This window comes from Xanthomonas sp. WHRI 8932A, assembly GCF_035012785.1.
Lineage (GTDB): Bacteria > Pseudomonadota > Gammaproteobacteria > Xanthomonadales > Xanthomonadaceae > Xanthomonas.
The window spans coordinates 94,343-108,026 of record NZ_JAYGQQ010000006.1 but is presented as its reverse complement, the minus strand read 5'-3'; the positions used below and the strand labels follow the sequence as shown (position 1 = coordinate 108,026).

Annotated in this window: 10 protein-coding genes; 6 read left to right on the top strand and 4 right to left on the bottom strand. The window is 67.6% G+C overall.

Annotated elements, in window-relative coordinates:
• Positions 1–110: 110 nt before the first annotated feature.
• From tilS to VC212_RS11210, 4 genes are all read left to right on the top strand, one after another.
• Positions 111–1,412, top strand: coding sequence for a tRNA lysidine(34) synthetase TilS (gene tilS / locus VC212_RS11225; RefSeq protein WP_323514970.1), 1,302 nt, complete (start codon positions 111–113; stop codon positions 1,410–1,412).
• 31 nt (positions 1,413–1,443) lie between these two features.
• Positions 1,444–1,707, top strand: coding sequence for an exodeoxyribonuclease VII small subunit (locus VC212_RS11220; RefSeq protein WP_005995187.1), 264 nt, complete (start codon positions 1,444–1,446; stop codon positions 1,705–1,707).
• 1 nt (position 1,708) lies between these two features.
• On the top strand, positions 1,709–2,584 hold the full coding sequence (locus tag VC212_RS11215; protein WP_323514971.1) for a farnesyl diphosphate synthase: 876 nt from the start codon (positions 1,709–1,711) through the stop codon (positions 2,582–2,584).
• Positions 2,585–3,056: 472 nt separating this feature from the next.
• Positions 3,057–4,154: a M35 family metallo-endopeptidase gene (locus tag VC212_RS11210; RefSeq protein ID WP_323514972.1), complete on the top strand. Its 1,098-nt coding sequence runs from the start codon at positions 3,057–3,059 to the stop codon at positions 4,152–4,154.
• Positions 4,155–4,221: 67 nt separating this feature from the next.
• Here the strand turns inward: VC212_RS11210 and VC212_RS11205 are convergent, their stop codons facing one another.
• Both VC212_RS11205 and pmbA read right to left on the bottom strand, forming a co-directional pair.
• A complete protein-coding gene (locus tag VC212_RS11205) occupies positions 4,222–4,611 on the bottom strand; it encodes a DUF4870 domain-containing protein (RefSeq protein WP_055849960.1) in 390 nt (129 codons plus the stop codon).
• A 343-nt stretch (positions 4,612–4,954) separates the two neighbouring features.
• Positions 4,955–6,322 (bottom strand): metalloprotease PmbA, encoded by a 1,368-nt coding sequence (gene pmbA, locus VC212_RS11200; RefSeq protein ID WP_323514973.1) that lies wholly within the window; start codon positions 6,320–6,322, stop codon positions 4,955–4,957.
• Positions 6,323–6,521: 199 nt separating this feature from the next.
• On the opposite strand from pmbA, the gene yjgA reads away from it, so the two are divergent.
• Positions 6,522–7,100 (top strand): ribosome biogenesis factor YjgA, encoded by a 579-nt coding sequence (gene yjgA / locus VC212_RS11195; RefSeq protein ID WP_055849956.1) that lies wholly within the window; start codon positions 6,522–6,524, stop codon positions 7,098–7,100.
• 343 nt (positions 7,101–7,443) lie between these two features.
• Here yjgA and tldD read toward each other — a convergent pair whose 3' ends face one another.
• Positions 7,444–8,889: a metalloprotease TldD gene (gene tldD / locus VC212_RS11190; protein WP_115513378.1), complete on the bottom strand. Its 1,446-nt coding sequence runs from the start codon at positions 8,887–8,889 to the stop codon at positions 7,444–7,446.
• 99 nt (positions 8,890–8,988) lie between these two features.
• Here tldD and VC212_RS11185 point away from each other — a divergent pair, with 99 nt between their 5' ends.
• Complete coding sequence (locus VC212_RS11185; RefSeq protein WP_323514974.1) at positions 8,989–9,744, top strand: DUF6065 family protein; 756 nt, start codon at positions 8,989–8,991, stop codon at positions 9,742–9,744.
• Here VC212_RS11185 and VC212_RS11180 read toward each other — a convergent pair.
• Entirely contained in the window at positions 9,732–13,655 is a 3,924-nt protein-coding gene (locus VC212_RS11180) for a YhdP family protein (protein WP_323514975.1), read from the bottom strand. The genes VC212_RS11185 and VC212_RS11180 overlap by 13 nt on opposite strands.
• Positions 13,656–13,684 lie beyond the last annotated feature (29 nt).

Here is a 13,684-nt window from a genome sequence, read left to right as displayed (position 1 = left end):
GATGGAGCGTCGATGTTCCCAAGCCGCGCGGTGCGGTCCACGGTTCGCAACTGTTCGCGTACATCGGTGGTTTGCCCATCCAGCACTGTTCCGCATCGATTGAGCACCCGGTGACCGACACACCGCCCCTGCTGCCCGCTATCCCACCCGGCCCGGTGCTGATCGCCTACAGCGGTGGCATGGATTCGGGCGTGTTGCTGCACGCGCTGGCGGCCACGCCGGCGTACCGCGATCGCGGCGTGCATGCGCTGCACGTGCATCACGGCCTGCATGCCGATGCCGATGCCTGGGCCGCACATTGCCAGCGCACCTGCGAGGCGCTACAGGTGCCGCTGCACATCGTGCAGGTACAGGTCGCGCGCGATAGCGGTCTGGGGCTGGAAGCAGCCGCACGCCAGGCGCGCCACGCCGCCTTTGCCGACCTGCTCGCACCCGGCGAGTGGCTGGCGCTGGCCCACCATCGCGACGATCAGGCCGAAACGTTTTTGCTGCGCGCACTGCGTGCATCAGGCCCGGACGGCTTGGCGGCCATGCGTGCGCAGCGCCCGTTTGCCGCCGGCACGTTATGGCGCCCATTGCTGGCCCATCCGCGCGCCGACCTGCACGCCTATGCACGCCTGCATGGCTTGCACTGGATCGACGATCCCAGCAACGCCGATGCCCGCTACGACCGTAATTTCTTGCGCACGCAGGTGCTGCCGTTGCTGCAGCAACGCTGGCCGCAGGCTGCCGCTGCGCTGGCACGCAGCGCGCAGCTGAGCGCCGACGCCAGCGATCTGCTGCAGCATGACGATCAGGCCATGCTGCCCGGTCTGATGACCGCAAGCGGCGCACTGGACCTGCACCTGCTGCGTGCACAGCCGGTCACACGCCGGCCGCGCTTGCTGCGTGCGTGGTCCACCGCGGCCGGTGCACCGCCGCTGCCCGCGCAGGGCGTGGTTGCGCTGGAACGGGAAATCGACATCCACGCACCGGATCGCCAAGCCTGCTTTGCCTGGCAGCAGGTCGAAGTGCGGCGCTGGCGGCATTGCCTGTACCTGCTTCGTCCAACACCGGCATGGCCGGCGCAGTGGTCCGCGCAGTGGGATGGCGCGCAGCCCTTGCTGTTGCCCGATGGCGCACAGCTGTACTTGCATGGCCGCTCAGGGCTGCGCTTCGCGCACCCGCTGCTGGTGCGTGCCCGACACGGTGGGGAGCGCATCGTGCTACCGCAACGCACGCATTCGCATCGGCTCAAGCATGTGCTGCAAACGGTAGATCTGCCGCCATGGCACCGCGATCGCCTGCCGATTCTGTGGGCCGACGACCAGGTGCTAGCCGCAGGCGATCGCATCGTTTCCGCTGCATTGACGGACTGGCTGCTGGCCAATGGCGCACGTCTGCAGTGGCGCGTCGACGCCGACGCGAATTGACCCGCCTGCGCGCGCGCCGCACACTTTAGCGATGGCCAAGAAGTCCTTGAACGAAACATCCCCGGTTGCCCGCTTCGAACAGTCGCTGGAAGAACTCGAGCAACTGGTGCAGAAAATGGAAGTCGGCGACCTGAGCCTTGAACAATCGCTCAGCGCCTACGAACGCGGCATCGGCCTGTACCGCGATTGCCAGCAGGCGCTGGAACAGGCCGAACTGCGCGTCCGTCTGCTGACCGACCCGGCCCGCCCGGAACTTGCCGAAGCCTTCGAGCCGCCGTCGCTGGACGGCGGCTGAGGTGAGTCCCGCGCTGTTCGAACACTGGATCGCTCGCACCGAACGCAGCCTCGACGCAGGCTTGCCAAGCGCCACGCTGGCACCGCAGCGTCTGCACGCAGCGATGCGGCACGCGGTGCTGGGCGGTGGCAAACGCATGCGGCCGCTGCTGGTGTATGCCACCGGTGCGCTGTTTGGCGCCGATGAAGACAGTCTGGACACCCCCGCCGTGGCGGTCGAACTGATCCACGCCTACTCGCTGGTGCACGACGATCTGCCGGCGATGGACGACGACGCGCTGCGACGCGGCCAGCCCACCGTGCACATCGCCTTCGACGAGGCCACCGCCATCCTGGCCGGCGATGCACTGCAGACCCGCGCCTTCGAACTGCTGGCCACCGCGCCAGTCAGCGCCGAACTGCGCGTGGGCTGGTTGCAGAGCCTGGCCACTGCAGCCGGTGCGGCGGGCATGTGCGGCGGCCAGGCGCTGGATATCGATGCCACCGGTCAGTTGCAACCGCTGGATGCGCTGCAACGCATGCATGCGCTCAAGACCGGCGCACTGATTCGCGCCGCAGTGCGCATGGGCGCGTTGACCGGCAGCGCCGCGCCGGCCGACCAGCAGCGCGTGGACGACTTTGCCGATGCGCTGGGCCTGGCCTTCCAGGTGCGCGACGACATCCTGGATGTGGAATCGAGTTCGGCACAGCTGGGCAAGACCGCCGGCAAGGACGCCGCGCAATCCAAATCCACCTACCCTGCCTTGCTCGGCATGGACGGCGCCAAAGCCAAGCTCGCCGAGCTGGCGACCCGCATGCACGACGTACTGCAGCCCTATGGTCCTCCGGGTGAAACCCTGGCGACCCTGGGCCGGTTTGCGGTAGACCGCGCCCACTAGGCGCGGCTAACCACGCTTAGCGAGCCGCCGCCAGGGTGCGATCGGTGCGCGGGCAGCGGAGAACGCACAACGCCGTGCCAGATCACGGCACTGCCAGACGGCAACGCATTCAGAGCGGATGCCGCACGCACCACCCCACCCTCAACTTCGCCTCGCGCAACAGGTTTGCGCATTCCGTGCGCCACCGCACGGTCGATTGCCCAGGTCCATTCAGGCAACAGGGGAGCCTGATCACAGAACGACACATTGGTCAGTAGCGTTTGTGTCAGTCGGCGACACACAACTGGCGTAGTTTTATGACCAGCCACACACTTTATTGATGAATTATCTACACCAGTGATGTATTTGGATGAATAAACAATGCGCGACATCCAGAAATATCGCTAATTGAACAACTTGTCGCGCCCGCTCGCTCTACCTAGGTTTGGGCTGCCCGCGCTTGCGGGCATCCCCCGACCAAGGAGAGTCACTGGTGAAGAATGTTTTTCTCGCATCGTTTGCAGCAGGTACGCTCGCCGTCGTCGGCGTGCTCGGTTCGGCGCAGGCGCAGTCCGTACGCAGCCCGGTTCCGTTGACCATCGAACTGGCGCCAGTGGCCGACCAGGCCGGGCGACATCAAGGCAAGATCGCCGTGACGGTCACCAATAACGGCAGCCAGGTTGCCCGCGTACCGACCTATCAGCTTCCGCTCAAGTCGCTGGACAACGGCATCCTGGACGTGAGCCGCGATGGCAAGCCGGTGGATTACACCGGGCGCCTGGTCAAGCGCGGCCTACCCAAGGCTGCCGACTTCACCATTCTGCAGCCGGGCCAGAGCGTCAAGGGCGAGGTAGATCTGGCCGGTGCCTATGACCTGTCCACCAGCGGCAACTACACCATCCAGGTGCGCTCGTCGCTGCAATACGCGTCGTTGTCCGACGGCAGCCTGATGAAGGCCGCCAACGGCTTGCCTGCAGTCGCCACCAGCACCCCGCTCACCGTCTGGCTGGACGGCGCCAACCGCGGCGTGCAGCGGCAGCTGACCATCGGCCCGACCGCCGTGGTCAACGGCATCAACTATCTCAACTGCAGCACCACGCGCACCAACCAGGCCGCCAGTGGCGTCACTGCCGCGCGTAATTACTCGCAGAACGCGCGCAACTACCTCAACGCCGGCAGCACCGGTGCGCGCTACACCACCTGGTTTGGCGCCTACAACGCCTCGCGCTACAGCCGGGTCAGCTCGAACTTCGTCAACATCGACAACGCGCTGGACCAGAACAACGGCCAGCTCACCATCAACTGCAGCTGCGAAGCGGATCTGGCCGACGCCTTCGCCTACGTCTATCCGAACCAGCCGTACGAGATCCATGTCTGCAATGCGTTCTGGAGTGCGTCGACAACCGGCACCGACTCCAAGGCCGGCACGCTGGTGCACGAAACCAGCCACTTCACCGTGGTGGCCGGCACCGACGATGTGGTCTACGGCCAGAGCGGCGCACGCAGCCTGGCCCGTAGCAACCCGGCGCAGGCCATCACCAACGCCGACAGCCACGAGTACTTTGCCGAGAACACCCCGGCGCAGAATTGATCGCGTCAACGTCTGAAACGACAAAGGCCCGGCAGCGATGCCGGGCCTTTGCGTTACGCGGACCGGATTACTTGATCAGGCGCAGCGTGAACGGATAGCGGTAATGCTCGCCGTTATTGGCCTTGACCGCGGCCAGGATGCAGAACACGAGGTTGGCGACCCACACCAGCGTCGGCACGAAGAACAGGATGCCGAACGACACCACGGTCAGGATCACGGCCAGCACATAGGCGATGATCACGGTGATCTGGAAGTTCAGCGCTTCCTTGGACTGATCGGTGGCAAACGGCTTGGACGGACTGGCGTCCTTGCTGATCAGCCAGATCACCAACGCGCCGATGAAGGACGTCAGGATGCCCAGCAGATGTGCGGCGAGCGCGAGGGTGCGCTCCTCCGACGGCGTGCTGGTGCCGACCGGCGGCGGTGGCGGCGCGGCGTGTGTCTCGAATTCGCTCATAGATCTCCCCGAACATGATTGTGGTGCGGCGGACTATAACAACGATTCAGTCAGCCACCAGTGCGGGAAGACATGGTCTGGTTTGCCTCACCCACTAGAGGCGATGGCGCACACCCTTCGTCGAGGCGATGACGCTAGTGATCGCGCTGCGGAATGCCGCAGTGGCGTTGGGGTCGACTCTTTGTTTCTAAGTACCGGATAGGCCCACACCATGCACCTATGGCAGGGAGCCCGGACAGCACGCGCGCATGGCCGGCCGGAGGCAAAACGCTGCATGGTCGGCGCGGACCAGTCCGCCGACCATGCCCGTCAGGCATGGCCAGACCTCAGCCCGGGCGACGGCTCAGCTATCGCCCGCCACGGTCATCCGATTGACCAGCACTGAACCAATCTTGACGTGCGAGCGCGGGTCGACGTCGCTACCGACCGCTTCGATGCCGGCAAACATGTCGCGCAGATTGCCGGCGATGGTCAGGCCATCCACCGGATAGGCGATCGCGCCGTTCTCGACCCAGAAGCCGCCGGCACCGCGCGAGTAATCGCCGGTCACCGGGTTGACGCCGTTGCCCATCAGTTCGGTGACCAGCAGGCCGCGCGACATGCCGCCGATCATCGCGGCCAGATCGCCCGCGTTGGCGGTGACCTGCAGGTTGTGCACGCCGCCGGCATTGGCGGTGGTCTGCAGGCCCAGCTTGCGTGCCGAGTAGCTGCCCAGCACATAGCGCTGCAGCACGCCGTCGGTGATCAGCGCCGACTGCCGGGTAGCGACACCTTCGCCATCGAAGGCGGCCGAGCGCAGCCCGCGGCGCAGACGCGGCAGCTCTTCGATGTTGAACCAGTCCGGAAACAGCTTGGTGCCGACGCTGTCGAGCAGAAAGCTGGCGCGGCGATACAGCGCGCCACCGGAGACCGCGCCCAGCAGATGGCCGACCAGCGAGCGTGCCACCTCCGGCGCAAACAGCACCGGCAGCTGGCCGGTGGGCAACGAACGTGGCGCCAGGCGCGCCAGGGTGCGCTCGGCGGCATGTCGGCCGATGGCATCCGGCGCTTCCAGGTTTTCGCGCGCCAGGGCGCTGCTGTACCAGCCATCGCGCTGCATGCCGTCGCCCTGCCCGGCAATCAGCGCACAACTGATCGCGTGGTGGGTGCCGCGCTCGCGCCCGATGAACCCGTGCGAATTGGCGTACACCGACAGGCTGAGCCCGGTGCTGGCCGAGGCGCCATCGGAATTACTGATGCGTGCATCGGCATCGCGGCCGGCGGCCTCGCAGGCCAGCGCCAGATCCACTGCGGTGTCGGCGTCCAGCGCCCACGGGTGCCAGCTGTCCAGGTCGGGGAAATCGTGCGCCATCAGCGCCGGGTCGGCCAGGCCGGACGCCGGGTCGTCTTCGGTGTAACGCGCAATCGCGCAGGCCTGGGCCACGGTGGATTCCAGGCTGGCATCCTGCAGGTCGGCGGTGCTGGCACTGCCCTTGCGCTTGCCGAAGTAGACCGTCACCGCAATGCCGCGGTCGCGGGTGGATTCGACCGTTTCCACATCGCCCAGGCGCACGTTGACGTCCAGGCCGCGCTCTTCGCTGCAGCTCACTTCGGCCTGGGTGGCGCCGGCCGCACGGGCGCGCTCGAGCAGGCGTTGCGAGATATCGGTCAGTGCGTCCAGACGCTGCAGGCTGTCGTCGGCGACACGGGTTTCGGAGGAGAGTGCGTTCAATGCTTTATCCTTTGGATGCGGATCCGTCCGCGAAAGCCCGGCCATCATGGCCGGACTGTCTGAATGTGGATGCGGATCCGTCCGCAGAAAGCTCGGCCATCCATGGCCGCAGTGTCTGAATGTGGTGCGGAGTCTTCCGCCGGAGTCCGGCCGTTCGTGGCCGGAAATTTAACTAACCAAGTTTCGGGATGTAGTGGCAATGCGCGGACGCGATGAAGATACCGGTGAATTTCGTGGCACCAGCCGCAGCCAGCAACGGCGCGAGGCGCTGGAAATTTTCGACCTGGGCGAAAAGCTGGTGGCGCTCACCCCGGCGCAGCTGGCCAAGTTGCCGGTGCCCGAGTCGCTGATCCCGCATATCGAAGAGAGCAAGCGCATCACCTCGCATATCGCGCACAAGCGGCAGCTGGCGTTTCTGGCCAAGCACATGCGCCGCGAGGACGACGAGACGCTGGCCGCCATCCGCGATGCGCTGGATGCCAACAGCGACACCGCGCGCCGTGAAGTGGCGGCGATCCATCGCGTCGAGCGTTGGCGCGAGCGCCTGCTGGCCGAGAACGACGTGGCGCTGGCCGAGCTGCTGGAAGCCTACCCGGCTGCCGATCGCCAGCAACTGCGCCAACTGGTGCGCAACGCGATCCACGAACGCGCCAAGAACAAGCCCCCGCGCGCCTACCGCGAACTGTTCCAGGTGCTGCGCGACCTGTCCCAGGAGCAGGGAATCGAGAGCGAGGAGCCGGACCTGGAAGACGATCTGGACCCGGAAGACGACACCTAGGCATCGACCGGGGCAAAGGCGGAGCCGCGCAGCACGCGCCTCCGCCCAGCCCGACGCACGGTTCTCAACGGCCTGCATCCGAACCGAGGACCCGCAAACACCCGACACGCGATGCCGCGCACCCGCCGTCGCAACGGTCCAACCTCGGTTGCCGAATCGCCTCCTGCGAACCGACGAACCGCAACCGCCAGACGCACTGCTTAGCGCCCCTGCCGTTGCGAATCCCCCATCCCGACGCACCAATCCACGCCACCTCCGAACCGGAGCCCCGCAAACGCCAAACACCCGGAAGGGCGCGCTTGCCGTTGCGATTCCCGATTCCCGATTCCCGATTCCCGGCATCTCAGGCCTGCGTTCCGCCGACCGTAATGCCGTCGATCAACAGCGATGGCTGGCCGACGCCGACCGGCACGCTCTGCCCGTCCTTGCCGCACACGCCCACGCCTTCGTCCAGGGCCAGATCGTTGCCGATCATGCGCACCTTCTGCATGGTTTCCGGGCCGTTGCCGATCAGCGTGGCGCCCTTCACCGGCGCGGTGACCTTGCCGTCTTCGATCAGGTAGGCCTCGGTGGCCGAGAACACGTATTTACCGCTGGTGATGTCGACCTGGCCACCGCCGAAGTTCACCGCGTAAATGCCCTTCTTCACCGAGCGGATCATTTCTTCCGGGTCGTGCTGGCCGGCGCGCATGTAGGTGTTGGTCATGCGCGGCATGGTCAGGTGCGCGAACGATTCGCGGCGGCCGTTGCCGGTGGGCGCCACGCCCATCAGGCGCGCGTTGTGGGTGTCCTGCATGTAGCCCACCAGCACACCGTCTTCGATCAGCGTGGTGCACTGCGTCGGCGTGCCCTCGTCGTCGATATTGAGCGAGCCACGGCGGCCGTCCAGAGTGCCGTCATCGACGATGGTCACGCCCGGCGAGGCAACGCGCTCGCCCATGCGCCCGGCGTAGACGCTGGTGCCCTTGCGATTGAAGTCGCCTTCCAGCCCGTGGCCCACCGCCTCGTGCAGCAGCACGCCGGGCCAGCCGGGGCCGAGCACCACCGGCATCACGCCAGCCGGCGCGGGGATGGCATCCAGATTGACCAGCGCCTGGCGCAGCGCTTCGCGCGCAAAGCCTTCCGGGCGGCCATCGGCAAACAGTTCGGCGTAGCCGTAACGACCGCCGCCGCCGGAATAACCGGACTCGCGACGCCCGCCGTGTTCGACGATCACCTGCACGTTCAACCGCACCAGCGGGCGCACGTCGGCGGCCAGCACGCCATCGCTGCGGGCGATCAGCACCGTGTCCACGCCGCCGGACAGGCTCACCATCACCTGTTTGACGCGCGGATCGGCGGCGCGCACGTACTGGTCGATGCGGCGCAGCAGGTCCACCTTGGTGGCGCTGTCCATGTCGTCGATCGGGTCGGTGGCCGGATACAACGCGCGGCCATTGCCACGCACCAGTGCGCGGGTGGATTGCGCGCCGCCGTCGCGCGAGATCGCACGTGCCGACTGCGCCGCTTCCAGCAAGGTCTCGCGCTGGATGTCGTCGGAATACGCAAAGCCGGTTTTTTCGCCGGCAATCGCGCGCACGCCCACGCCTTGCTCGATGGAATGCGCACCGTCCTTGACGATGCCGTCTTCCACGCTCCAGCTCTCGCGTCGCGAATGCTGGAAATACAGATCGCCGAAGTCGATGCCCGGGCCCAGCAGGGCGCCGAAGGTGCGGTCCAGATGGCCGGCATCCAGGCCGGAAGGAAGCAGCAGCCGGGTTTCGGCCAGAGTGAGAGCGTTATCGGTCATGCGGTCAGGATGGGGCCCGCGCGCCGGGGAGACAAGTCGTCCGGCTGAACATGTGGCGCAGCTATCATCGCCGGCTCGCTCTGTAACCATCGCCTGCGCATGAAGCTCATCGCCCACGTTCTGGATGGCCACACCCTGGACATCCGCCCTGCCCCGCATGCGCGCGACTGGATGGACGCCACCGATCAACGCTATGCATACCGCTGCCTGCCGCTGGCGATTGCGAACGCGCATGGTTGGGAGCTGCTGTGCCAGTCCGGTTTCCAGGCCAGTTGGGATGGCCGCGATGGGCTGGACGCGATCCGGATCGTCACCGATGCCGGCAACGCAGCGCCGGCGATCAGCCACTTCGGCTACGGCGTGCTGACCTTCCATGTGCCGTGCCTGTTTCGCACCGACGAAGGCGTCGACCTGTTCGTCACCGGCCCGTTGAACCGGCCCAAGGACGGCATCGGCGCGTTGAGCGGCCTGGTGGAAACCGACTGGAGCCCGTACACCTTCACCATGAACTGGCGCTTCACCCGGCCCGGCCAGGTGCGCTTCGACGCAGGTGAGCCGTTCTGCCATCTGTTCCCGCTGCAGCGGCAGATGATCGAGCAGGTGCAGCCGCAGTGGATGCCGCTTTCCGAAGCACCGGAACTGGCGCAGCAACATGCCGACTGGACGCACAGCCGCACGCGCTTTCTCGATGAATTACCCGATACGCAATCGGCCGCGGCGCGCGAGAAGTGGCAGCGCGGGTATTTCCGCGGCGTTGCGGGGCAGGAGCAGCCGGTGATGCCGGGCCACCGCGCGCGACTGCGCCTGCCGATGTTCACGCGTGCCGGCAGCGACGATGACGCTTACGGCGACTGATTACGTCCGCGCGGCGGTGCGGCGGGCTTGCCGGCGGGCGCAGGTTTGCTCGGTGCACGCTCGCGCGTTTCGCGCTCGACCACGTCCACCTGCGGGTCTTTCCACGGCCCGGTAACGTGATAGGTCTTGGCGCCGATCGCGCCCAGCGGCTTACCGAGCACCGCGTTGGCGGCCGCGCCCACTGCAGCGCCCACCGGCCCGCCGGCCACCGCGCCGACCACGGTCAGCAGGTTGCCGGCCTTGGGGTTCACATCCACGGTCTGGTCGAAGGTCTGCGCACGCAGATCGGTCTGACCGCGGATGGCGATCTCGGCGGCCGGACCTGCGATGCGAATGGCGTCGGTGCGCGCGAAGCCGTCGCCGAAGCGCACCTCGCCGTCCAGCGTGTTGAAGGCCAGGCCCTTGGAGAAGAAATCGCGGAAGTCGAACATCAACCGGCGCGGCAACTGCGCCACGCTGAGCAGGCCCAGCACGCGGCCGGCGCCCGGATCCACTTCCAATAGCTGGCCGTTGAGGACATCCACCTTCAGGTTGCCGTCCAGCGAGCCGAGCGCAAAACCGGTCGGCGAGCCCTGCCAGCCGGCGTTGAGTTCCAGCTGGCCTTCGCCGCCGCGCAGCTGGCCGCCCAGGGTGAGGTTCTGCAACAGGTTGCCGAGGTTACGGCTGTCCACCCGCGCCGACAGCCGCGTGCTGGCGGCATCGCCCTTGCCGCGCCAGGCGCCGGTCAGGCCGATGCTCTGGTCGTCCGAGCGCAGTTGCAGCTGATCCACCTGCATGCCGTCGGTGAGCCGGCTGCTGCGCAGGATGGCCGCGCCCAGGGTCATCTTGCCCACGCGCAGGTCGTCGATATCCAGCGCCAGCGGCGGGATGGAGACCGGATCGAACTCGGCGACCGCGCGGCGTGCCGGTTCCGGAAGGGCACCGGCCAGCGGATCGCCGGGCTCCGGGGCCGCAGGCTCGGGCGCATCGGCCACCGGTTGCCAGCGCACGGTGCTGAGCTTGCCCTGCACGATGCCGCCGTCGGCGTTGGGCACGGTGAGTTGACCGGCCAGCGAAGGGCCGTCCAGGGTCACCGCCACCGCATCGCGGGTCGGGCGCAGCCGCAGCCGCGTCTGCGGAAACACCCCGCCGATCATCAGCAGTTTGTCGGCCTGCACGTCCACCTGCTGCAGCGGCACGGCGTCTTTCTTGGGCGTTGCCGGCTGGCCCGGCAGTGGTGGCATGTCCTGATCGCTGCTGCCGCGCGCCAGGCTGATCCAGTCGATCGCATCCAGCGAGGCGGTGCGTCCGGTCACCACCAGCCCATTGGCGGGCGGGCGCTCGGTCACCGTGTCGGTGCCCATGACCACGCGCACGCCGGTCTGCTCGCCATGGCTGCTGGCCTTGAGCGCCACCAGCTTGCCGAAGGCCACGTCGATATCGCCATCGCCGACCGGCAGGGCCACCTTGACCTGCGTGTCCAGCGCCTGGGTGGCCGGTTTATCCAGCGGCGCGGGCAGGTCCAACGTGGTGCCCACCAGGTCCGAGCGCAGCGTCAGCAGCGCCTGCGCATCCGCCTGACCCGGCGTCGGCAGCGGCACATTCACCCCCACCTGCCACGGCGCGCTGCCATGTACATACGGGCGCAGCCATTCCATCTGCGGGGCGCGGTCGAACAATTCCCTGGCATCCAGGGTGGCGTCAAGGCGCGCTTCGAAGGCCTGCCTGGGGTCCTGCACAAAGCCACCGGCGCGCAGTGCCAGCTCGCCGCTGCGACCCTGGTGCTGCACGCTCAGATGCTCGGCCGCAAACCCGGTATCGCGATACTCGGCCTGTCCGCTGACCTGGTCGAAGGCCAGATTCCAGCGCGCGTCCGCCAACTTGGCGCCCTGCAAGGCCACCGTGCCCTGCAGATGCCCGCCCACGCCCTTGGTGCGCAACGGGCGCAGCAGGTCGAAGCTCACCGCCGCCGGGCCGGACACAGTGAGATTACGCAAGGTATCGCCGTAGCGGCGCTCCAGCGGGCTCTTGCGCAGCATGCCCAGCAGTTGCGCCGCGTCGGCCTGGGTGGAGGCGCGCACGTAGAGCTCGGACGTCTTGAAGCTGGGAATGCCCGCGTCCAGTTGCGCGATCGGGGTACCGGCAAGATCGCCACTGCCCTGCAACGAAAACCCATTGCCGATGAAGCGCAGATCGGCCTGCACCTGCTCCATCGCCGGCCACTCCGGGTTGAAGCGAATCACGCCGTCGCGGATCTGCCCGAACGCTTCGAAGCGCCCGTCGTTGTCGTCGAACGGCCATTGGTCCAGATCGCCGCTGACCAGGCCGGTGCCACCGGTGATCACGCCGCCGGCCACGGCCATGTCCAGCCAGTCGATGGCAGCCTTGCTCATCTTCGAGCGGATCCAGAACTTGCGCGCGACCGGCAGCGCCACATCGTCCAGTTGCGCGGCAAGTTGCAGACGCGGGCGGGTACCGTCGTTCTGGAACCACAGCCCGCCGCGCAGGTTGGCGCCGTAGTCCTTGGCCTGCACACGCAGGGCCGGGGTGGCGACCTGCCAACCCGCTCCTTCGCGCCAGCCGACGATCTTGCCGGCCAGTTGAATCTCATGCACCACGCCAAAGCCGGTGGGCCAGTCGAAGCGCACCGTGGCGTCCGGCGCGGTTTCCAGCTCGCCGCCCTGTGCGTCGCCGTCGACGCGGCCGCGCAAACCGCTGATCCCCGGCGAGTTGCCCACCGGCAGGAAACCAAGGTCTTCGATCTGCCCCTGCGCACGCACGGCGCCGCCCTGCTCGCCGGCGATCTGCAGATCGGCCACGCGCAGCTGCGGTTTGGACAGGATCAGCCAGCGGCGCAGCGCAGGCGACAGCTGATCACTCAATGCGGCGGCGGCAATCAGGCCGGAGACATCGCCCTGCCTGGCGGCCACCGCATAGCGGCGCCCGCCGGCAATGCTGAGCCCGTCCAGATGCTGCAACGTGGCCGCCTGCCCCAGCCGCAGCAACGGCGCGTCCAGCCGCCAACCGCCGTCGATGGTCTGCCAGCGCGCACGTGCCTGCAGACGCTCCCAGCGCAGCGTGCGGCGGGCAGTCTCGTCCGCCAGCGGCGCCCCGGACAGCGCGACCTGGGTGAGGTCGGCATCGACGGTGACGCCGGTAATGCGGCGTGCATGCAGCTGCGCCCAGGCCTGCAAACGCCCACCGCCGCCTTCCACGCGCATGCCGCCGACCTGCAGCAGCGATGCCCAGGCCGCCAGATCGACCGGCTCGGCCTGCACATACGCGCTGCCGTCGCCGCTGTCACGGTCGAACTCCAGCACCGCGGTCAGCGGCGCACGCGTGAGATCGATCCAGCTGCGGCTGCCCACCCTGACCGTCGAACCGCTCACGCGCAGGCGCAGGTCGATCCGCGGCAAGGCGGTGTCCAGGCCGATCGATGGCGCGTTCACCTTCAGGCGTGCCTCGGCCAACTGGATCTCGCCAAGCCGACGCAGTGCATCCAGCGGGTCGGCACCCTTCCCGCTCGGCAGGCCCTGCACCGACCACACGCCGTCGTCGCTGCGTTGCAAGGTCAGCGCCAACCCACGCAGGCGTACCTCGGTCAACGAGTGCCCAGGCAACAACCCGGCGTACATCGCCAGCAGGATCTCCGCCTGGCCCACGCGCACCTCGCCCTGCGGACCGATCCGCAGGCCGTCCAGCCGCAGCAGCGGGCCGCGCCGGGTCCACTCGGTCTCCAGATGATCGAACGCGATCTGCTGCCCGGCGCGCTGGCTCAACCAGTCGGCGATCTGCTGCGGATGCTCCTCGGCCAGCGGCAACGCCTGGCTGGCCGCGCCCACCAGCAACGCGACCGCCACCAGCGCAAGCGCGCAGGCAGTGATCGCATAGCGGCGGAACAGACGCAGACGGCGGCGCAGCGGGGTGGGCATCAGGAGCGGGGATTGGGCATTGGAGATTG

What these genes read in the sequence shown, in the direction of transcription:
- VC212_RS11205 (WP_055849960.1), bottom strand. Translation starts at nt 4,611, where the DNA reads ATGAGCGAATTCGAGACACACGCCGCGCCGCCACCGCCGCCGGTCGGC.
- VC212_RS11185 (WP_323514974.1), top strand. Translation starts at nt 8,989, where the DNA reads ATGAAGCTCATCGCCCACGTTCTGGATGGCCACACCCTGGACATCCGC.
- yjgA (WP_055849956.1), top strand. Translation starts at nt 6,522, where the DNA reads ATGCGCGGACGCGATGAAGATACCGGTGAATTTCGTGGCACCAGCCGC.
- VC212_RS11180 (WP_323514975.1), bottom strand. Translation starts at nt 13,655, where the DNA reads ATGCCCACCCCGCTGCGCCGCCGTCTGCGTCTGTTCCGCCGCTATGCG.
- tldD (WP_115513378.1), bottom strand. Translation starts at nt 8,889, where the DNA reads ATGACCGATAACGCTCTCACTCTGGCCGAAACCCGGCTGCTGCTTCCT.
- VC212_RS11220 (WP_005995187.1), top strand. Translation starts at nt 1,444, where the DNA reads ATGGCCAAGAAGTCCTTGAACGAAACATCCCCGGTTGCCCGCTTCGAA.